At 73.1% G+C, this 18,450-nt stretch carries 18 protein-coding genes; 8 read left to right on the top strand and 10 right to left on the bottom strand.

Annotated features, from left to right (window positions below; translation table 11 throughout):
- Nucleotides 1-91: 91 nt before the first annotated feature.
- From crcB to V6V47_RS06640, 4 genes are all read right to left on the bottom strand, one after another.
- Nucleotides 92-454: a fluoride efflux transporter CrcB gene (gene crcB, locus V6V47_RS06655; RefSeq protein ID WP_334627131.1), complete on the bottom strand. Its 363-nt coding sequence runs from the start codon at nucleotides 452-454 to the stop codon at nucleotides 92-94.
- Complete coding sequence (locus tag V6V47_RS06650; RefSeq protein WP_334627130.1) at nucleotides 451-942, bottom strand: fluoride efflux transporter FluC; 492 nt, start codon at nucleotides 940-942, stop codon at nucleotides 451-453. Before V6V47_RS06650 ends, crcB begins: the two co-directional genes overlap by 4 nt.
- A gap of 279 nt (nucleotides 943-1,221) precedes the next feature.
- On the bottom strand, nucleotides 1,222-1,980 hold the full coding sequence (locus V6V47_RS06645) for a class I SAM-dependent methyltransferase (RefSeq protein ID WP_334627129.1): 759 nt from the start codon (nucleotides 1,978-1,980) through the stop codon (nucleotides 1,222-1,224).
- A gap of 154 nt (nucleotides 1,981-2,134) precedes the next feature.
- On the bottom strand, nucleotides 2,135-3,355 hold the full coding sequence (locus V6V47_RS06640) for an MFS transporter (RefSeq protein ID WP_334627128.1): 1,221 nt from the start codon (nucleotides 3,353-3,355) through the stop codon (nucleotides 2,135-2,137).
- 137 nt (nucleotides 3,356-3,492) lie between these two features.
- Here V6V47_RS06640 and V6V47_RS06635 point away from each other — a divergent pair, with 137 nt between their 5' ends.
- From V6V47_RS06635 to V6V47_RS06620, 4 genes are all read left to right on the top strand, one after another.
- Nucleotides 3,493-3,942, top strand: a complete 450-nt coding sequence (locus V6V47_RS06635; protein WP_334627127.1) for a MarR family winged helix-turn-helix transcriptional regulator — start codon at nucleotides 3,493-3,495, stop codon at nucleotides 3,940-3,942.
- Nucleotides 3,943-4,102: 160 nt separating this feature from the next.
- The gene (paaK, locus tag V6V47_RS06630) at nucleotides 4,103-5,410 is read left to right on the top strand and encodes a phenylacetate--CoA ligase PaaK (RefSeq protein WP_334627125.1); all 1,308 of its coding nucleotides are present in this window, start codon (nucleotides 4,103-4,105) and stop codon (nucleotides 5,408-5,410) included.
- Between the two features lie 63 nt (nucleotides 5,411-5,473).
- Nucleotides 5,474-6,583, top strand: a complete 1,110-nt coding sequence (locus V6V47_RS06625) for a nucleotide disphospho-sugar-binding domain-containing protein (RefSeq protein ID WP_334627124.1) — start codon at nucleotides 5,474-5,476, stop codon at nucleotides 6,581-6,583.
- A gap of 55 nt (nucleotides 6,584-6,638) precedes the next feature.
- Entirely contained in the window at nucleotides 6,639-7,205 is a 567-nt protein-coding gene (locus tag V6V47_RS06620; protein ID WP_334627122.1) for a dienelactone hydrolase family protein, read from the top strand.
- A 161-nt stretch (nucleotides 7,206-7,366) separates the two neighbouring features.
- On the opposite strand, the gene V6V47_RS06615 is transcribed toward V6V47_RS06620, so the two are convergent.
- Both V6V47_RS06615 and V6V47_RS06610 read right to left on the bottom strand, forming a co-directional pair.
- Nucleotides 7,367-7,777, bottom strand: a complete 411-nt coding sequence (locus V6V47_RS06615) for an ankyrin repeat domain-containing protein (RefSeq protein WP_334627121.1) — start codon at nucleotides 7,775-7,777, stop codon at nucleotides 7,367-7,369.
- Entirely contained in the window at nucleotides 7,774-8,550 is a 777-nt protein-coding gene (locus tag V6V47_RS06610; protein WP_334627119.1) for an HAD family hydrolase, read from the bottom strand. The genes V6V47_RS06615 and V6V47_RS06610 overlap by 4 nt, the downstream gene beginning before the upstream one ends.
- An 86-nt stretch (nucleotides 8,551-8,636) precedes the next feature.
- Here V6V47_RS06610 and V6V47_RS06605 point away from each other — a divergent pair, with 86 nt between their 5' ends.
- Together V6V47_RS06605 and V6V47_RS06600 are read left to right on the top strand one after the other, a co-directional pair.
- Nucleotides 8,637-11,438: a DEAD/DEAH box helicase gene (locus V6V47_RS06605; RefSeq protein WP_334627118.1), complete on the top strand. Its 2,802-nt coding sequence runs from the start codon at nucleotides 8,637-8,639 to the stop codon at nucleotides 11,436-11,438.
- A 164-nt stretch (nucleotides 11,439-11,602) separates the two neighbouring features.
- Complete coding sequence (locus V6V47_RS06600) at nucleotides 11,603-12,538, top strand: MHYT domain-containing protein (RefSeq protein WP_334627117.1); 936 nt, start codon at nucleotides 11,603-11,605, stop codon at nucleotides 12,536-12,538.
- Nucleotides 12,539-12,602: 64 nt separating this feature from the next.
- On the opposite strand, the gene V6V47_RS06595 is transcribed toward V6V47_RS06600, so the two are convergent.
- A complete protein-coding gene (locus tag V6V47_RS06595) occupies nucleotides 12,603-13,478 on the bottom strand; it encodes an endonuclease/exonuclease/phosphatase family protein (RefSeq protein ID WP_334627116.1) in 876 nt (291 codons plus the stop codon).
- Nucleotides 13,479-13,563: 85 nt separating this feature from the next.
- The gene (locus V6V47_RS06590; RefSeq protein WP_334627115.1) at nucleotides 13,564-14,271 is read right to left on the bottom strand and encodes a DUF1223 domain-containing protein; all 708 of its coding nucleotides are present in this window, start codon (nucleotides 14,269-14,271) and stop codon (nucleotides 13,564-13,566) included.
- Between the two features lie 116 nt (nucleotides 14,272-14,387).
- Between V6V47_RS06590 and V6V47_RS06585 the strand changes: the two genes are divergently transcribed.
- Complete coding sequence (locus V6V47_RS06585; protein WP_334627114.1) at nucleotides 14,388-14,690, top strand: GNAT family N-acetyltransferase; 303 nt, start codon at nucleotides 14,388-14,390, stop codon at nucleotides 14,688-14,690.
- Between the two features lie 20 nt (nucleotides 14,691-14,710).
- Here V6V47_RS06585 and V6V47_RS06580 read toward each other — a convergent pair whose 3' ends face one another.
- Complete coding sequence (locus V6V47_RS06580; RefSeq protein WP_334627113.1) at nucleotides 14,711-15,637, bottom strand: 5'-3' exonuclease; 927 nt, start codon at nucleotides 15,635-15,637, stop codon at nucleotides 14,711-14,713.
- A gap of 129 nt (nucleotides 15,638-15,766) precedes the next feature.
- On the bottom strand, nucleotides 15,767-17,191 hold the full coding sequence (rox, locus tag V6V47_RS06575) for a rifampin monooxygenase (protein WP_334627298.1): 1,425 nt from the start codon (nucleotides 17,189-17,191) through the stop codon (nucleotides 15,767-15,769).
- A gap of 345 nt (nucleotides 17,192-17,536) precedes the next feature.
- On the opposite strand from rox, the gene V6V47_RS06570 reads away from it, so the two are divergent.
- Nucleotides 17,537-18,418, top strand: coding sequence for a winged helix-turn-helix transcriptional regulator (locus V6V47_RS06570; protein ID WP_334627112.1), 882 nt, complete (start codon nucleotides 17,537-17,539; stop codon nucleotides 18,416-18,418).
- Nucleotides 18,419-18,450: the final 32 nt, after the last annotated feature.

Below are 18,450 nucleotides of genomic sequence, written 5' to 3'. Positions count from 1 at the left end.
GTGAGGGAGGCCACTACAACCAGGATGTTGTGCGGCCGACGGCGGCGGCTCCGGCCGCGGCCATCGGCCGCGCGCCCTCGTACCGTGGCGGTCAGCCGGTCAGGGCTCGGGTCAGGGCGTAGCCGGCGGTGGCCGCGGCGAGCCCGGCGGCCAGGCTGGCCAGTACGTTGGCCAGTGCGAGGAGCCGGTTGCCGGTCTGCGCCAGCCGCAGTGTCTCGTAGCTGAAGGTGGAGTAGGTGGTCAACGCCCCGCAGAAGCCGGTGCCGAGCAGCGCGGTGACAGCCGGGCCGGCCGGCAGCCCGACGAGCACGCCGAGCAGCAACGACCCGAGCACGTTCACGGTCAAAGTGCCCCACGGGAACGCCGAGCTGTGCCGGGACTGCACGGCCCGGTCGGTGAGGTAGCGCAGCGGCGCGCCGACGGCCGCGCCCAGGGCGATGAGCAGCACGGTCATCGGGCGGCCTGGTGGTCGGCGCGGCGGGTGCGGCTCAGCATCCGGGCGGCGGCGTCACCCAGCGCGACCGCGATCAGCGCACCGAGGACGGTCGCGGCCAGGTACGCCAGCGCGGTGGCCGGGGCGCCCGCGACCACCGCCTGCTGGACGTCGACCGCGTAGCTGGAGAAGGTGGTGAAACCGCCCAGCACCCCGACCCCGAGAAAGGGACGGACCAGCGGATGCCCACCACCGAGGTGCCCGAGGACGGCCATCAGCACGCCGATCAGCAGGCAGCCGGTCAGGTTGATGCCGAAGGTCGCCCACGGGAAGCCGGTCGGCCCGTGCGGCACAGCCTGTTGCAGGCCGGCCCGGGCCAGCGCGCCGAGCACCCCGCCGACGGCGATCGCGGCGAGCACCGTGGCCGGACGGGTGGTCAGCTCCCGGCGGTCGCCGGGCACGCGCAGGTCGACGTCGGGGTCGGTGCGGGGCTCGACTGGTCCTGACACGGGTCCTCCCACCAGCACAGGTGTCACTGGCAGGGACCGTTGGCGAACGGCTCGCGGTTTTCCCGGCGGGACGGCGGGCCCCACCGCCGGGAACCACCCGGTTCCGCCGCCAGCATATCGCCGCCGGTGCGGCTCTCAGCGCCGACCGCCGACCCGGCCCACCGGGCTGCTCGTGCCCGATGATCGGGCGGGATTACGGCCCGACGGCGCGGCCGCGATCACCGGGGCGTCAGCGCACCGCCGTGACAGGGGCGTCAGCGCACCGCCGTGACAGCGGCGTCAGCGCACCGCCGTGACAGCGGCGTCCACGCCCCCGCGCCAGAGCGTGCCGACCTCGGTGAAGCCGGCCGTGCCGAGCGCGGTCAGGTGCCAGGAGACGGGTGGGGTCCACTCCGGGCTGTGACCGGTCGGGTAGATGGCCTGACGCTGCACGACCAGGGGGCCGAGCACCGGGTCCGCCCCGGCTCGCTCCCACCACTGCGACCAGGAGAGGGCCGCGCCGGCGGCGTACCGGGCGGCGCGTTGGGAGTGCGCCCGGGCGGCCAGCCGCTTGGTCAGCTCCGGCAGGGTGTCGTCGGGCATGTGGTCGGCGTTGACGAAGATGCCGCCCGGCCGCAGCACGTCGTTGATCTCGCCGTAGAGGCGACTGAGCCGGTCGGCCGGCAGCCAGTGCAGCGCGGTGGCGGTGAGGACGGCGTCGTAGTCGCGGTGCGGCAGGCTGGACCGCCAGTTCGGGGTGCTGAGGTCGGCGGTGACGATGGTGGCCCGGTCGGCCAGCGAGGCCCTGGCGATGGCGAGCAGCGCCGGGTCGAGGTCCACCAGGGTCACCTCGGCGGTGGGGAAGCGCGCCAACGCCCGCAGCGAGATGGTGCCGGTGCCGCCGGCCAGGTCGAGCACGCGAGGGGGTCGGCCGTCGACGGTCGCGTCGACCGCGTCGAGCATCGCGGCGAAGCGGTGCTCCCGGTCCGGCAGGTACGCCTCCTGCTGGCGGTCCCAGCTCTCCTGCCAGGCCGACGAATCCACGATGTAAGGAGTCATGCCAAGGAGGCTAGTTACAGGTGGAGTCGCCTGTCCAGACCTTGTTGCACATATTTTGCAATTGCGAGAAGATGGCAGGGCGATGATCCAGAGTGGCGTCGGGCCGGGTCATCCGCCCGGCCCGGCGCCATCCGCACGAGCGGCACGATCCGGCTCAGGCCGCGGTGCCCACCAGGTCGTCGTCGACCGTCGCCGGCGCGCTGCGGCGGGCCAGCCGCAGTGCCCCGAGCAGCACGACAAGGCCGGCCAGGGTGATGGCGGCGCCGGCCCAGATCGGGGCCGTGTAGCCGAGCCCGGCGGCGATGGTCACCCCGCCGACCCACGCGCCCAGGGCGTTGCCGAGGTTGAACGCCGCGATGTTCGCCCCGGACGCGAGGGTGGGCGCCTGCTGGGCGTACTGCATGATCCGCATCTGTAGCGGTGGCACGGTGGCGAAGCCGAACGCGCCCATCAGCACCAGCGAGACGATGGTCAGCACCGGGCTCGTCGCGGTCAGGGCGAACCCGACGAGCACCACGGTGAGCACCGCCAGGACGGTGACCAGGGTGCGGGACAGCGACACGTCCGCCGCCCGTCCGCCGACCAGGTTGCCGGCGAACAGTCCCACCCCGAAGAGCACCAGCAGCCACGGCACCGTGCCGGTGGCGAAGCCACTGACCTCGGTGAGCGTGTAGGCGATGTAGGTGAACGCGCCGAACATGCCGCCGAAGCCCAGCACCGTGATCACCAGGGAGAGCCAGACCTGGGGATGGGTGAAGGCGCGCAGTTCGCCGACCAGCCCGCCGGCCGGTCGTTGGGCGTCGACGCTGCCGCGGCCGGGGACGAGCGCGGCCAGCCCGACCAGTGCGACCACCCCGATTCCGGTGATCGCCCAGAACGTCGACCGCCACCCGAAGTGCTGGCCGAGGAGGGTGCCGAAGGGTACGCCGAGCACGTTCGCGATGGTCAGTCCGACGAACATCATGGCGATCGCGCCCGCCCGGCGGGCCGGTGCGACCAGCCCGGCGGCCACCACGGCGCCGATGCCGAAGAACGCGCCGTGGCACAGCGCGGCGACGATCCGGCCGGCCAGCATCACGGCGTAGTCACCGGCGACCGCGGAGAGCAGGTTGCCGATGATGAAGAGCACCATCAGGCCGAGCAGCACCGGCTTGCGCGGCAGCTGGGTGACGGCGGCGGTGAGGGCCACCCCGCCGACGGCCACGCTGAGCGCGTAGCCGGAGATCAACCAGCCGGCGACCGGCTCGGTGACCGCGAAGTCGGCGGCCACCTCGGGCAGCAGGCCCATGATCACGAATTCGGTGAGCCCGATGCCGAAGGCGCCGAGGGCCAGGGCGATCAGGCCGGGCGGCAGGGAGTGTTGGCGTACGGACATGGTCTTCCTAACGCGGAGGGATCGAATAGCCAGCGTGTGCAACTACACGCGTCGGCAACCAGATAGTTGCACGAGCGTTATACCGGCGCAAGCGTGCTAGTCTTGGCGCTGTTCGGGTCACATTCCAGGAGGCCGGCATGGGCATCGGCGACGACGCGGTCGAGATTCGCGCGCAGGGTTGGCGCACGCTCGCCGCCCTGCACGGGCTGATCGAGACCGCCCTGGAACGCGCGCTGCAGGCCGACCACGACCTCTCCGTCGTGGAATACACGGTGCTCGACGCGCTCTCCCGGCAGGACGGCTGGCACATGCGGATGAGCCAGCTGGCCCGAGCCGCCGCGCTCTCCGGCAGCGCCACCACCCGCCTGGTCACTCGGCTGGAGCAGCGCAACCTGCTCACCCGGATCCTCTGCGCCGACGACCGGCGGGGCATCTACACCGAGCTGACCCCGGCCGGCTCCGAGCTGTTGGCCCGTGCCCGACCCAGCCATGACGCGGTGCTCACCCGGGCCCTCGCCGAGGCCGAGGCCACCCCGGAGCTGGCCCCGCTGGTGGCCGCGCTGCACCGGCTGCCGGCGACCCGCTGACCCGCTCGTCGCCGAGCGTCCGCTCGGGCTGACCGCTCGTCGCCGAGCGCCTCCGCGCGGGCCCGCGGCCCAGGGAAGCAGCCTCCGAGACGGGCGTACGGTACCCGGGTCGGCCCGGCATCGGCCTGGTGTGGGACCGGCGGCGGACAGGAGGCACCCGATGCAGGATCGCACCCCTCATCCCGACACCCTGGAACCGATCGAGCGGGCCGGTGTCGACGAGCTGCGCGCCCTACAGGGCGAACGGTTGCGCTGGTCGCTGCGGCACGCGTACGACAACGTGCCGCACTACCGCCGGGCGTTCGACGCGGCCGGGGTGCACCCCGACGACTGCCGGGACCTCGCCGACCTGGCCCGCTTCCCGTTCACCGGCAAGGCCGAGCTGCGGGACAACTACCCGTTCGGCATGTTCGCCGTGCCCCGCGAGCAGGTCGCCCGACTGCACGCCTCCTCGGGCACCACCGGCCGGCCGACCGTGGTCGGCTACACCCGTGACGACCTGCGGACCTGGGCGCGACTGATGGCCCGGTCGATCCGCGCCTCCGGCGGCCGGCCCGGCGATCGCGTGCACGTGGCGTACGGCTACGGGTTGTTCACCGGTGGGCTCGGCGCGCACTACGGGGCCGAGGAGTTGGGCTGCACGGTCATCCCGGTCTCCGGTGGCATGACCGAACGCCAGGTGCTGCTGATCCGCGACTTCGAACCCGAGGTCATCATGGTCACGCCCAGCTACATGTTGGCCATCGTGGACGAGATGCAGCGGCAGGGCATCGACCCACGGGCCACCTCGCTGCGGGTGGGCATCTTCGGCGCGGAGCCCTGGACCGAGGACATGCGTCGGGAGATCGAGCACCGGCTGGACATCCACGCGGTCGACATCTACGGGCTCAGTGAGGTGATGGGCCCGGGCGTGGCCACCGAGTGCGTCGAGACCAAGGACGGGCTGCACCTCTGGGAGGACCACTTCTATCCGGAGATCATCGACCCGCTGACCGGCGCGGTGCTGCCCGACGGCGAGCAGGGCGAGCTGGTGCTGACCTCGCTGACCAAGGAGGCGATGCCGGTCGTCCGCTACCGCACCCGGGACCTGACCCGGCTGCTGCCCGGCACCGCGCGTCCGATGCGCCGGATCGAGAAGATCACCGGCCGTGCGGACGACATGATGATCGTGCGTGGGGTGAACATCTTCCCGACGCAGATCGAGGAACTGATCCTGCGCACCCCGCAGCTGTCGCCGCACTTCCAGTGCGTCCTCGACCGGCAGGGTCGACTGGACACCCTGACCGTCCGGGTGGAGCGGCGGACCGGGGTCGCCGGGGACGCCGCCGAGCGGGCCGGCGCCGCCCTGGCGGAGCTGGTGAAGAACACCATCGGCGTGAGCGTGGCGGTCGACGTGCTCGCCCCGGACTCGGTGGAGCGGTCGGTGGGCAAGATGCGCCGGATCGTCGACCAGCGCCGGGCCGGCTGACCGGCCATAGCGGCACGATCCTAGGGGCACCGAGGTCGACGCCGTCGACATAGGATCGGGGCCATGCGTGTCCTGGTGGTCTCGGCGCCGCTCGTCGGGCACGTCTTCCCGCTCGTGCCGCTCGCCGTGGCGCTGCGCGACGCGGGCCACGACGTGCTGGTGGCGACCGGCGACGGTGGCCTGGCCGCCGCCGACGCCGGCCTGCCCATGCGGGACGTGGCGCCGGGCTTCAACTTCGGCCGCATCGCACTCCGGGTCTCCCTCGGCCATCCGCTGATCGCCCGCGCCGAGCTGGCCGGCACCGCCGGCACCCGGGGGGCCGGCCTCCTCTTCGGCGCGCTCAACGATCAGCTCACCGACCCGGTCGTCGCGCTGGCCACCGAGTGGCGACCGGATCTGGTGCTGCACGAGCCGTTCGCGGTGGCCGGCGCGGTGGCCGCTGCCCGGCTGGGCGTGCCGGCGGTCCGGCAGGAAAATTCCCTCTTCGACGGTCGAGACCTGGTGCGCGCCACCACTGCCCGGCTCGGCCCCGCGCTGCGCCGGCACGGCCTGACCGAGCTGCCGCCGCCCGCCGCGGCTATCGCCGTGGCCCCGCCCAGCGTGACCACTCAGGACGGCTGGCCGATGCGCTACACCTCCTACGTCGGCGGCGGTGAGTTGCCGGCCTGGCTGCGCGAGCCGGCCGACCGTCCGAGGATTCTGGTCACCCGCAGCACCCTCACCGGTCCCGGTGACGAGGGGCCGATGCCCGCCGTGGTGGCGGCCGCCCCCCAGGTGGACGCCGAGTTCGTGCTGGTCCGGCCGGACCGGCGTACGGCGGCTCGTGCTCTGCCCGACAACGTCCGGGTGGTGGACTGGATCCCGCTCGACGAGGCGTTGCCGGCGAGCGCTGCGCTGGTCCATCACGGCGGGGCGGGCAGCGTGTTCGGCGCCCTCGCCGCCGGCCTGCCGCAACTGGCCACCGTCGGCCCGGGTGACCGGCGGCACAACGCCGAGCTGGTGGCCCGCCGGGGCGCGGGCCTGGCGCTGCGTCCGCGCGACATCACTCCGCAGGCGCTGACCCGGCTGCTGACCGACGACGCCCTGCGCACCGCAGCCGGGCAGGTCAGTCGGGAGATCGCCGACATGCCGGCACCGACGGAGCTGGTGGCCCGGCTGGCGGCGCTGGTCTGACCCCCGCTCCGCGTGGCCGGCCCGCGTGGCCGTCGGGCTGGGGCAGGATGACCGGATGCGCCACGTCGTGCTGTTCCACTCCGTGTACGGGCTGCGGCCCGCCGTCCGGGCCGCCGCCGACCAGTTGCGCGCCGCCGGGCACCGGGTCGTCACCCCCGACCTGTACGGCGTGCCCGCCGCCGACAGCGTCGAGGAGGGCTTCGCGCTGCTGGACAAGATCGGTCACGAGGTGGTGCTCGATCGGGCCCGGGCCGCGCTGCGGGAGTTGCCGCCGGAGACCGTGCTCGGCGGGTTCTCGATGGGCGCTGGCGTGGCCGGGGCGCTGCTGGCCGAGCGCCCCGACACCGCCGGTCTGCTCCTGCTGCACGGCACCGGCGGCGCGCCGGCGGCGGCCCGGGCCGGGCTCCCGGTGCAGTTGCACCTCGCCGACCCGGACCCGTATGACGCGCCGGACGAGGTCGACGAGTGGCAGCGGGCGATGGCCGACGCGGGCGCCGACCTGACGGTGTACCGCTATCCGGACACGGGACATCTGTTCACCGACCCGGACCTGCCCGAGCACGACGCGGAAGCCGCCGCGGCGGCCTGGCCGCGGGTGCTGGCCTTCCTCGCCGCCGTCTGACCGCGCCCAGGCCGTCGGAAGCTCCCGCGCGGTCTCGTCATGCCCCCAGACCGCGGCGCCGCTCTCCGCGATCGTGCACTTGCGGACGCTGATTTGGGTGAGATGCCCGACTTGTCGGGGCAGGAAGTGCAAGATCGCGGGTTCGGAGGGCTGCTCTTGCGTCACTGCTCCATGGCCTGCAGGAGGGCAAGAGTGGAGCGGTGACCACCACGCGCTGCCCACTCCGACGCGGTGCGCCCTTGGCCGTCGTCCTCCCGGAGGTCTGGATCGGCACCAGCCGCCAGCAGCTCACGCACACAGTCGTCATGCCCCCAGACAGCGGCACCGCAGAGCGGGAGACCCTCATCTCCAGCGCCACTCTCCGCGTTGGGTCGCGCCCCACTGGCCAGCAACACCCGGACGGTGCCGGCCGCGCCTTGCACGCTGGCCAGGTAGAGCGGCGTCGTGCCGGACCGGTCGGGCTGGTTCGGGTCCGCTCCCGACCGCAACAGCGCCGCCACCTGCTTCGGGGAGCCGAAGCTCACGGCCACCATGAACCGCTGGTGCAGCTTCTTGCGCTTACGGCTGGTCAACCCTCGTCCGACAGGGCCAGGTCCAGCACGGCGCCCAGCCCATTTTCCCGGCCGGGGTCGGCGGCCGGCAGCACCAGCACCGCGCACCCGGCCGCCACCGCGCCCGCGTCCGCCGGCGTGTCGCCGACCATGAGGGTCTGCTCCGCCTCGACGCCGAGCATCCCGCAGGCCCGCCAGAAGATCGCCGGGTCGGGCTTGCAGCGACCCACCTCGTACGAGAGCGCGAACGCGTCGACCAGCCCGGTCAGCCCCCAGGCGTCGAAGTGCGGCCGCAGGTCGAAGCCGATGTTGCTGACCACACCCACCCGCACTCCGGCGTCGCGCAGCGCGCTCAGGGTCGGGGCGGCGTCCGGGTACGGCACCCAGCCCTCGGCGACCAGCAGCCGCTCGTAGAGCGCGTCGGCGAACCCCTCGATGCCAGCGTCGACGGTCTCCGCCAGCCCGGTGTAGGCACCCCGATGGGCGTACGGGTAGAGGTCCCGGTCGGCCCACAGCTCGGCCAGTCGGGGCGGCACCCGGGCCGGCAGCGGCCCACCGGCGCGGCCGGCGGTCAACAGCCGGTCGGCCAGCGAGGTGGCTCGGACCCGATCCAGGGTGACCCCACATGCCGCCGCGGCCTCCAGCACCCACTGGCGGGGCTCCTCCACCTGTGCCAGGGTGCCGTGGAAGTCGAAGAGCACCGCCTTGACGGGCCGGCGGGACGCGCGGGGGGCGGTGGCGTCCTCGGCGCTGCCCGGCGGAGGAGTCTGGGGCGGTTCGGCATGGTCCGGCACGCCGTGCACCCTACCGACCGCCGCCGACGGCCCCGCCGGACGGCCTTGTGGGGTGCCGTGTCCTGGCACGCACTAATCTTGGTGCCATGTCGAGTCCCGCCGAGCGGTACGCAGCGGCGCGCCGCCGGGCCGCGCAGGCCTCCGAGTTCCCGGCGCTGGACGAGTTCGCCCTTGACCTGGGGTTCGACCTCGACGACTTCCAGCGTGAGGCGTGTCAGTCCCTGGAGCGGGGCAGCGGTGTGCTGGTCTGCGCTCCCACCGGCGCCGGCAAGACCGTGGTCGGCGAGTTCGCCGTACACCTGGCGCTGCGCGGACGGCCCGACCAGCCGCCGGCGGCCGACGACGCAGCGCCGCCACCGGCCCGGCGCAAGTGCTTCTACACCACGCCGATCAAGGCGCTGTCCAACCAGAAGTACCACGACCTGGTCGACCGGTACGGCGCCGAGCAGGTCGGCCTGCTCACCGGCGACAACGCCATCAACGGCGACGCCCCGGTGATCGTGATGACCACCGAGGTGCTGCGCAACATGCTCTACGCGGGTTCCAGCACCCTGGAGGGGCTGGCCTACGTGGTGATGGACGAGGTGCACTACCTCGCCGACCGGTTCCGCGGCGGGGTGTGGGAAGAAGTGATCATCCACCTGCCCGCCTCGGTCACGCTGGTCTCGCTGTCGGCGACCGTCTCCAACGCCGAGGAGTTCGCCGACTGGCTGGTCACCGTGCGCGGCGAGACCGCGGTGGTGGTCAGCGAGCACCGGCCCGTCCCGCTGTGGCAGCACATGCTGGTCGGCAAGCGGATGTTCGACCTGTTCCACGACGCCGACGCGGCCCGCAAGCACGACGTGCACCCGGAGCTGCTGCGCTACACCCGGGAGAGCATGCGCCGGCTGGAGCTGGGCGAGGGCCGCAGCAGCGGTCCCGGCGGCGGCCGACGCGGCCCCCGCTGGCGTGGCCCGATGCGCCCGGACATCGTCGACCGGTTGGACCGGGAGGGCCTGCTGCCGGCGATCCTGTTCATCTTCAGCCGAGCCGGCTGCGCCGCCGCCGTGCAGCAGTGCCTCGCCGCCGGGCTGCGACTCACCTCGCCCGAGGAGCGGGCCGAGATCCGCCGGGTGGTCGAGTCCCGGGTCACCGCCATCCCCGGCGAGGACCTGTCGGTGCTGGGCTACTGGGAGTGGCTCGACGGCCTCGAGCGCGGCCTCGCCGCCCACCACGCCGGCATGCTGCCGGTCTTCAAGGAGATCGTCGAGGAGCTGTTCGTCCGCGGCCTGGTCAAGGCGGTGTTCGCCACCGAGACCCTCGCGCTGGGCATCAACATGCCGGCCCGCTGCGTGGTCCTCGAACGGCTGGTCAAGTACAACGGCGAGGCGCACGTCGACCTGACCCCGGGGGAGTACACGCAGCTCACCGGTCGGGCCGGTCGGCGCGGCATCGACGTGGAGGGGCACGCCGTGGTGGTGTGGTCCCCGGAGACCGACCCGCGGCACGTGGCCGGCCTCGCCTCCACCCGCACCTACCCGCTGCGCTCCAGCTTCCGGCCCTCGTACAACATGGCGGTGAACCTGGTCGGCACGGTCGGCGCGGAGCCAGCCCGGGCCCTGCTGGAGTCCTCGTTCGCCCAGTTCCAGGCGGACCGGTCGGTGGTCGGCCTGGCCCGGCAGGTGCAGCGCAACACCGAGACCATCGACGCGTACGGCGCGGAAGCCGCCTGCCACCACGGCGACTTCGACGAGTACTTCGCGCTGCGCGTGGCGATCGCCGACCGCGAGAAGGCCATCGCCCGGCAGGGGCAGACCCAGCGCAAGGCCGCCGCGGTGGCCTCGCTGGAGCGGCTGCGAGTCGGCGACGTGATCCGGGTGCCGGCGGGTCGGCGCGCCGGCCTGGCCGTCGTGCTGGACCCGGCGACCGGCGGTTTCGGTGAGCCCCGGCCGTTGGTGCTCACCCAGGACCGCTGGGCCGGGCGGGTCAGCCCCGGTGACTTCACCACCCCGGCGGAGGTGCTGGCCCGCATCCGGGTGCCCAAGCACTTCAACCACCGCTCACCCGCCGCCCGGCGTGACCTCGCGGCCGAGGTCAGCGGCACCGGGCTCGACCGGCACGGTGGCCGGCGCGGTGGCCGCTCCCGGCAGACGACCGGCGACGACGGCCGGCTCACCCAGCTCCGCTCCGAGTTGCGCCGCCACCCCTGCCACGCCTGCCCGGAGCGGGAGGAGCACGCCCGGTGGGCGGAGCGGCGCCGGCGGCTGGAGCGTGACACCGAGGAGCTGCGCGAGCGGGTCTCCGGGCGGACCGGATCTCTCGCGCGGACCTTCGACCGGATCGTCGCGCTGCTGACCGACCGCGGCTACCTCGCTGGCGACGGCACGGTCACCGACGCCGGTCGGATGCTCGGCCGGATCTGGACCGAAGCGGACCTGCTGGTCGCCGAGTGCCTGCGGCGGGGTGTGTGGGACGGGTTGTCCCCGGCCGAGTTGGCCGCCGCGGTGTCCGTGGTGGTCTTCGAGGCGCGCCGCGACGTCGACGAGCGGGCGTCGTTGCCGCGTGGGCCGGTGGCCGACGCGGTGGACGAAACGCTGAAGCTGTGGGGTGAGATCGAGGCCGACGAGGCGGCGCGCGGGCTGACCGCGACCCGGGAACCGGACTTCGGCTTCGCCTGGCCGGTCTACCGCTGGGCCCGGGGCGAGTCGCTGGCCAAGGTGCTCGGCAGCGGCCACGAGATCGACGGCGAGATGCCGGCCGGTGACTTCGTCCGGTGGGCGCGGCAGGTGGTCGACCTGCTCGGCCAACTGGCGGATTCCGGCGGTACGGGTCCGGAGCTGCGCTCCACCGCCCGGCAGGCGATCGCCGCCGTCAACCGGGGTGTGCTGGCGTACCACACCACCGCCTGATCACCATTTTCGGCCGTCGTCGTCGGCGAACCGACGCATCGGACGGTCACGGCGGCGGCACCCTCGGAAAGGCCGGGGGGCGCTGTTGCGCCTGTACGCCGTACCCCTGATCATTGCCGGGGCGTGGTTAACGCGCCGGTAACGTAACGGGAGAGAAGGCCGTCGTGGCGGAGATCAATCATTTCGAATACGGGTGGATCACGCCCGCGTTGAGCTACGCCCTGTCCGTGCTCGGCTCGGTCCTCGGGCTGATCTGCGCCGGACGCATCCGTACGGCCAAGACCGCCGGTCAGCGCGCCCTGTGGGGGCTGTTGGCCGCCTGGGCGCTCGGCGGCACCGCCATCTGGGCGATGCACTTCATGGCCATGCTCGGCTTCGCCGTCAGCGGCACCCGGATCCGGTACGACGTGCCCCTCACCGCGGCCAGCACGGTCATCGCCGTGGTGGCGGTCGGCATCGGTCTGGCCATCGTGGGCACCGGCCGGCTGAACCCGGTCCGGCTGATCGCCGGCGGCGTCTTCACCGGTGCCGGTGTGGCCGCCATGCACTACACCGGCATGGCCGCGATGCGCCTGAACGGCAGCCTCGGCTACGACGCGCTCCGGGTCGCGCTCTCGGTGATCATCGCGGTCGTGGCGGCCACCGTGGCGCTGTGGCTCGCGATGACCGTTCGCGGTGCGCTGGCGATCGCCGCCTCGGCGCTGGTCATGGGTGTGGCCGTGAACGGCATGCACTTCACCGGGATGAGCGCCCTCTCGGTGCACGCGCACGAGGGTCAGCGTGAGGTGAGCGGCGCCGGGGTGAGCACCCTGCTCGTGCCGATCGTGTTGGCGGTGATCTTCGGGGTGGTCGGGCTCGTCTACGCCCTGATCGCCGCGCCGACGGACGACGACCGGGCAGCCGCGGCGTACCTGGACGCGCGGCGCATCCCCGAGCCGGCCGCGACGGCGCCCACTCCCGCCCCGGACCCGGTCGGACTGCGTGGCCGCACCACCCTCGCCCAGCCGGCCACCGCGGACCCGGCCGGGCGGCGGGCCCGCTCGACCCTCGGCCAGCCCGGCACCCCGTTCCCGTCCCGGCGGGAGAACCCGCCCCGCTGACCCCTGCGGTGGTCCGGGGGCGGGACGGTCCGGCCGGCGCCCCCGGTGCCCCGCCCTTCCGCGCTCAGCCGTGCGCGAAGCCCGGTTCGCCCGCTGGCCGGCTGCCGTCGATGGTGAGGGTGGCCAGCAGCCCGGGGTGGTCGGTCGCCCCGCGCATCGCCACCGACCTGCGGCAACAGAGCGTGATGTCGGCGGTCGCCAGAATGTGTTGCAGCGCCCCGTCGTCGATCCGCTGATAGCCCGACGGCGTGCAGGATCGCACGTCGGGGTCGCCGCCGTCCCGGAGGTTGAGGTCACCACTCACCACCATGGGCACGTACCCGGTGCTCCTGCGGATCGTCGGCAGGATCGTGTCGAGCAGGTGGGCGCACTGCGTCAGCGCGACGCGGTAGCCGGTGGCCGCCAGGTGCGTGGTGCACGCGAGCAGGGCGCCGTCGACGCGGACGCAGAGCCAGGGGCGTTCCTCGGGGTCCGCGACGTCCTGCGTCGGGTGGATTCCCCGGTGTACGACGTGCGCGGTGTCGGGTGACCCCACGTGGGTCAGCAGCCCGACGCCGTACGGCTGGCCGTTGCGGCACCGGGTGTCGGCGCCGCTGGTGCGGTCGCCGGCGGCCTGGAACGCGGCCACGACGCTCCGACCGGCGTGGACGGAGGCGAACACGCGCTCCAGGGCGGGCACATCGTCCTGACAGATCTCGTTGAGGGTGACCAGGTCGGGTGCCTCGGCGTGGATCACCTCGGCGGCTCTGGTCACCGCTCGGCCGGTGTAGCAGCCGGCGCGGCCGCTGTTGCAGAGGTTCATCTGCAGCACCCGCAGGATCGTGGGTCCGGAAGTGTCCGTGGATCCGGCGACCGGCGGTGCGGCCGGCAGTCCGGCGGCGGCGATCAGGCAACCGACGGCCATGGTTCGGCGCAGGAATCGGGACGGACGATCGGCCACGCGGACTCCGGGCGCAGGGAGGCGACTGTCTTCGCCGAGGTGCCCGTGATCCTACTGGCCGGTGGGTCCCGCCGCGGGGCCGAGATCACGCGGTGGAGAGGTCGACGGCCGCGGCGCCGACGATGGCCCGGTTGCCGTCCTGCTGCACGTAGCCGAGGACCGCGGCGTTGCGAGGATCGAGGTCAGGCGGCGCCCCCAACTCCACCCGTCCGCGCTCGGCGTCCAGGCCCACCGACGTGAAGGCGCGTACGACGTTGTCCTGCCGGAGCGTCCGTCCGGCGTTCTCCCCGCGGGCGATCTCGCTGTCCAGGCCGCGTTCCACGATCGCCACGTTCAGCACCGCGCCAGCTGCCGGTCGCTCGATCCGGTAGTCCAGCAGCACCCGCTGCCCACCACCACTGTCGTCGATCTCCGGCTCGGACAGTGCGACCGGCGTGGTGGCGCTCGACGCCAGGGCGGACGCGATCGCGCCCGCCGCCCGTCGACGGTCGGAACCGACGAACTCGACGGTGCCGTTGACGACCATCTGTGGGGTATACAGACGGCCGGTGCCGAAGGCGCGGGCGTACGCCTCCTGCCGCGCCGTGTACGCCGGGGCCGCGAATCGGTCGGGCCAGCCCAGGTCGTCCCAGTAGTCGACGTGGAACCCGAGGGCGAAGACGGGCTGCCCCCGCTCCCGGCCGTCGTGGTCGATCTCGGTCAGCACCTCCTCGGCGGGAGGGCAGCTCGAGCAGCCCTGAGAGGTGAACATCTCGACGACGGCGAAGCCGCCGTCCGGCGCAGGGTTCGTCATCTGGCGCGTCTCCTCCCGTTCCGGCCGACCGCCCAGCCTTTCCCCGTACGGCGGCGACAATGCGCGGGAGCCGGTCTCGGAGTCACCGCCGCGAGGTCGGGTGGTTGGATGGCCCTGTGCAGTTCACCGTGACAGACGCGCCGGAACGAGAGCGATTCGAGGCGCGCGACGAGGCGGGTGTGGTGGCCGGGCTCGTCACCTACCAGCTGACCGGCCCCATCATCGCCTACACCCACACCGAGGTCGATCCGGCGTTCGAGGGCAAGGGTGTCGGGTCGACGCTGGCCCGCGCCGTGATGGACGATGCGCGGGCCAAGCGGCGGACCGTCGTGCCCATCTGCCCGTTTCTCGCCGAATGGCTGGTCAAGCACCCGGAGTACGAGGGCATCGTGGCCCGGTCGACGCGCAAGATTAAATAGCCCCGCCGCGGGGCCAGCGGTCAGGCGTCGGCGCGGGCGGCGAGGGCGTCCACCAGGCGGCGGGCGGAGCCGGCCAGGTTCCACGTCTCGGCCAGCTCGAGCAGCCGGTCCGGGTCGGCGGGTGCGCTCGGTAGCGCCGTGGGCAGCTCCGGTAGGGGCACGTCCAGCGCGACGCGCACCACCGTCGGCGCGACGGCCAGGTAGTCGCGGGAGGCGGCCAGTTTCGCCCGCAGGCCCGGCGCGAAGGACGAGTCCGAGTCGTCCAGGGCGGCCAGGATGCCGGCGATCGTGCCGTACCGCTCGATGAGCCGGGCGGCGGTCTTCTCGCCGACGCCCGGGACACCGGGCAGCCCGTCGCTGGGGTCACCGCGCAGCGCGGCGAAGTCGGCGTACCGGTCGGCCGGCACGCCGTAGCGCGCCCGGACCGCCGCGTCGTCGCAGTCGTCGAGCTTGGCCACGCCCCGCCCGATGTAGAGCAGCCGCACCGCGCGCTCGTCGTCGATGAGCTGGAACAGGTCCCGGTCGCCGGAGACCACCTCGACCGGGCCGGGCTGGGTCACCGACAGCGTGCCGAGCACGTCGTCGGCCTCGTAGCCGGTCGCGCCGACGACGGGGATGCCGATCGCGGCCAGCACCTCCAGGATCAGCGGCACCTGCGGGGAGAGCGTGTCCGGCACGACCTCGCCGCCCTCGGGGGCCACCCGGTGCGCCTTGTACGACGGCAGCAGGTCGACCCGCCACGCCGGGCGCCAGTCGTAGTCCATTGCGCAGACCATCCGGTCCGGATTGCGCCCTCGGATCAGGGTGGCGAGCATGTCGAGGAAGCCGCGCACCGCGTTGACCGGCGAGCCGTCCTCGGCTCGCGCGGCAGACTCCGGAATGCCGAAGTAGGCCCGGAAGTAGAGGCTGGGTGCGTCGATCAGCAGGATCGGGGATCGGTGTGCCACGCCCGACAGCCTGGCACAGGCCACCGACGATCCGGGAGAGGCCCGGCCGGCACGGTCACCGGCGCCCGACGCTGGCATGGCCGTGCGGCCATGCCAGCGCAGGCGCATGACGACGCTGTGCGGGCGACGTCAGTTGGCGGGCTTGCCGAACCAGCGGGACAGGTGGTCGTCCAGGTCCTGCTGGTCGTCGCCGATCCAGGCGACGTGACCGTCGGGGCGCAGCAAAACGCACGGTACGTCCAGCGCCGCGGTGGGATCCGCGAGGTGATCGACCAGGTCTGACCAGCCGCCGACGGTCAGGCGTTCGGTGCGGTCCAGCAGCAGGCCGCGGCCACGATGCAGCAGACCGTAGAGGTGGCCCTGCTTCACGTCGATGTCGGGCAGGCGGCGGCCGAGCAGGTCGGGGCCCGCGCCGAAGTCGTAGCGGATGCCGATCGCGGTGATCTTCTCGATCAGGTGGCGGTTCACCTCGTCGAAGTCCATCAGTTCGGTGAGCAGCCTGCGCACGGCCTGTGCGCCCGGTTCGCTGGACGACAGCTCCATCTGGGCGCGGGTGTTGTCCAGCACGTCCTCGGCGACCGGACGACGTTCGGCCTGGTACGTGTCCAGCAGTGTCTCGGGGGCCCAGCCGCGGATCTGGGCGGCCAGTTTCCAGCCGAGGTTGAACGCGTCCTGAACACCCAGGTTGAGGCCCTGCCCGCCGATGGGCGGGTGGATGTGTGCCGCGTCGCCGGCGAGCAGCACCCGCCCGACCCGATAACGGTCGACCAGTCGGGTGGCGTCCCCGAAACGGGACATCCAGCGCGGGGAGTGCACGCCGAAATCGGTCCCGGCGACGGCGCGCAACTGCTGTCGGAAGTCCTCGAGGGTGGGCGGTGTCGCGCGGTCGCTGACACCTCTTGCGGGCACCACGACGCTGTAGACCCCGACGCCTGCGGGCCGGAGCCAGAATCGGTGGTGGGTCTCGCGGAGCCCGGCCACCCTGGCGGCGACCTCCTCCTGCGGCACGCCCACTGCCATCTCGCCCATCAGGGTCTCGGTCCGCGCGGGCTCGCCGGGAAAGCCGACACCGAGCAGTTTACGGACCGTGCTGCGCCCGCCGTCGCAGCCGACGAGGTAGCGCGAACGCAGCTGTTCCCCGTCGGCCAGCTCGACGGTCACACCCTCGTCGTCCTGCTCGACACCGGCCACCGCGCAACCGCGCCGCACCTGCGCACCCAGGCCGATCGCGTGGTCCGCGAGCAGACGTTCGATGACCGGCTGCGGGATGCCCAGCAGATAGGCGTACGCGGAGTCCAGGCCCGTGGGCGCGGGCTTGGGGATGGCGGCGAAGAAACCGGCGGCCGGACGCTGCCGCCCGTGCGGGAGGATGCGATCCAGCAGGCCGCGCATCGCCAGCAGCTCGAGACTGCGAATGTGCAGACCGACGATGCGGACGAACGACGTCGGCTCGGTCTCCTTCTCCAGGACGAGTACCCGCACATCGTGCAGCCGCAGTTCGGCGGCCAGCATCGCACCGGTCGGCCCGCACCCGGCGATGATCACGTCGAAGATGGGGGGCGCGGGATCGGCGCCGGAAGCCGAGGACGGCTCGGGGGTGAACGGTAGAGAGCGCATAGGTGTTGCCCTTCGGGAGTGCCGTGGTGGCGAGGCGCTCCCGGCGACACCTACGTCGATCGCCCGCCCGTGACGGGAAGGGGGAGCACCCACATCGATACAGCGGTCATGGGTCTCACCTCCTCGGGTGGTGTCACGGTCAACCGCAAGCTACAAGCTCGCGCGGTACCTCGTCCACTCCTTTCCAGCCACGTGATCATCTCGTCCCCTCGTTCGACCCGGCGTGTCAGTTCCGATCTGGAACGGACTACAGTCGGCGGCGCGACGACGAGGAGGTGGCGGGTGCGGCGTGCTGATCTCGCCGACGCGGACTGCGGCATCGCGCAGGCGCTCGGCGTACTGGGCGACTGGTGGACGTTCCTCATCGTGCGCGACGTCGCCGGTGGGACGACCCGCTTCGACGCGCTCCAGCGCGAGCTGGGCGTCAGCCGGCGGGCGCTGACCGAACGCCTCGCCGCGCTCGTCGAGCACGCTGTGTTGGAGCGCCGGCAGTACTCCCCGCGCCCACCTCGGTACGACTACGTGCTCACCAGCAGGGGCGACGGCCTGCTGCCGGTGCTGATCGCCCTACAGGATTGGGGGACCCGGTATCTCATGGGTGACGGAGAGCTGACCGCGACCGCGGACGCCGCCTCGGCGGAGGCGCGGCGGGTGCACGACCTGGTCGGGCGGCACCTGCCCGAGGTGACGCTGCCGGCGCCGGACGGCCGTCTGGTCGCGCCGTACGCCGCCGACTCGTGGAGCGTCCTCTACTTCTTTCCCGGGGCGTACCCGCCGGGGTTGGGTGACCTCCCGCTGGGCTGGGCGGAGATTCCCGGCGCTCGTGGCTGCACCCTGGAGTCGACCACCTACGCCGGCCGGCACGGAGACTTCCGGGCCGCCGGTTCGCGGGTGTACGGCATCAGCACGCAACGGCCGGACCAGCTCGCCGCCTTCGCGGCGTACGCCGAGCTGCCGTTTCCGTTGTTGTCCGACCAGGACGGCCGGCTCGCGGCGGGGTTGCTGCTGCCCACGTTCCGCGCGGGCGGTGTGGCGCGGTTCAAGCGGCTGACCCTGCTGGTCGACCCGCAGGCGGTGGTGCGGGCGGTGCAGTTCCCGGTCGACGACCCGGCCGGCTCGGTCGACGAAATGCTCGACCTGGTCCGTGAGCACCGCCCGGCTTGAACCGCCGCGCGAACGAGGGGCCCCGGTACCGG

Source organism: Micromonospora sp. CPCC 205539 (assembly GCF_036906815.1).
Classification (GTDB): domain Bacteria; phylum Actinomycetota; class Actinomycetes; order Mycobacteriales; family Micromonosporaceae; genus Micromonospora.
The sequence above is the reverse complement of the archived record's forward strand: the minus strand, read 5'-3'. Positions and strand labels throughout refer to the sequence as shown.

What these genes read in the sequence shown, in the direction of transcription:
- crcB (WP_334627131.1), bottom strand. Translation starts at nt 454, where the DNA reads ATGACCGTGCTGCTCATCGCCCTGGGCGCGGCCGTCGGCGCGCCGCTG.
- V6V47_RS06645 (WP_334627129.1), bottom strand. Translation starts at nt 1,980, where the DNA reads ATGACTCCTTACATCGTGGATTCGTCGGCCTGGCAGGAGAGCTGGGAC.
- V6V47_RS06605 (WP_334627118.1), top strand. Translation starts at nt 8,637, where the DNA reads ATGTCGAGTCCCGCCGAGCGGTACGCAGCGGCGCGCCGCCGGGCCGCG.
- paaK (WP_334627125.1), top strand. Translation starts at nt 4,103, where the DNA reads ATGCAGGATCGCACCCCTCATCCCGACACCCTGGAACCGATCGAGCGG.
- V6V47_RS06590 (WP_334627115.1), bottom strand. Translation starts at nt 14,271, where the DNA reads ATGACGAACCCTGCGCCGGACGGCGGCTTCGCCGTCGTCGAGATGTTC.
- V6V47_RS06640 (WP_334627128.1), bottom strand. Translation starts at nt 3,355, where the DNA reads ATGTCCGTACGCCAACACTCCCTGCCGCCCGGCCTGATCGCCCTGGCC.
- V6V47_RS06635 (WP_334627127.1), top strand. Translation starts at nt 3,493, where the DNA reads ATGGGCATCGGCGACGACGCGGTCGAGATTCGCGCGCAGGGTTGGCGC.
- V6V47_RS06620 (WP_334627122.1), top strand. Translation starts at nt 6,639, where the DNA reads ATGCGCCACGTCGTGCTGTTCCACTCCGTGTACGGGCTGCGGCCCGCC.
- V6V47_RS06625 (WP_334627124.1), top strand. Translation starts at nt 5,474, where the DNA reads ATGCGTGTCCTGGTGGTCTCGGCGCCGCTCGTCGGGCACGTCTTCCCG.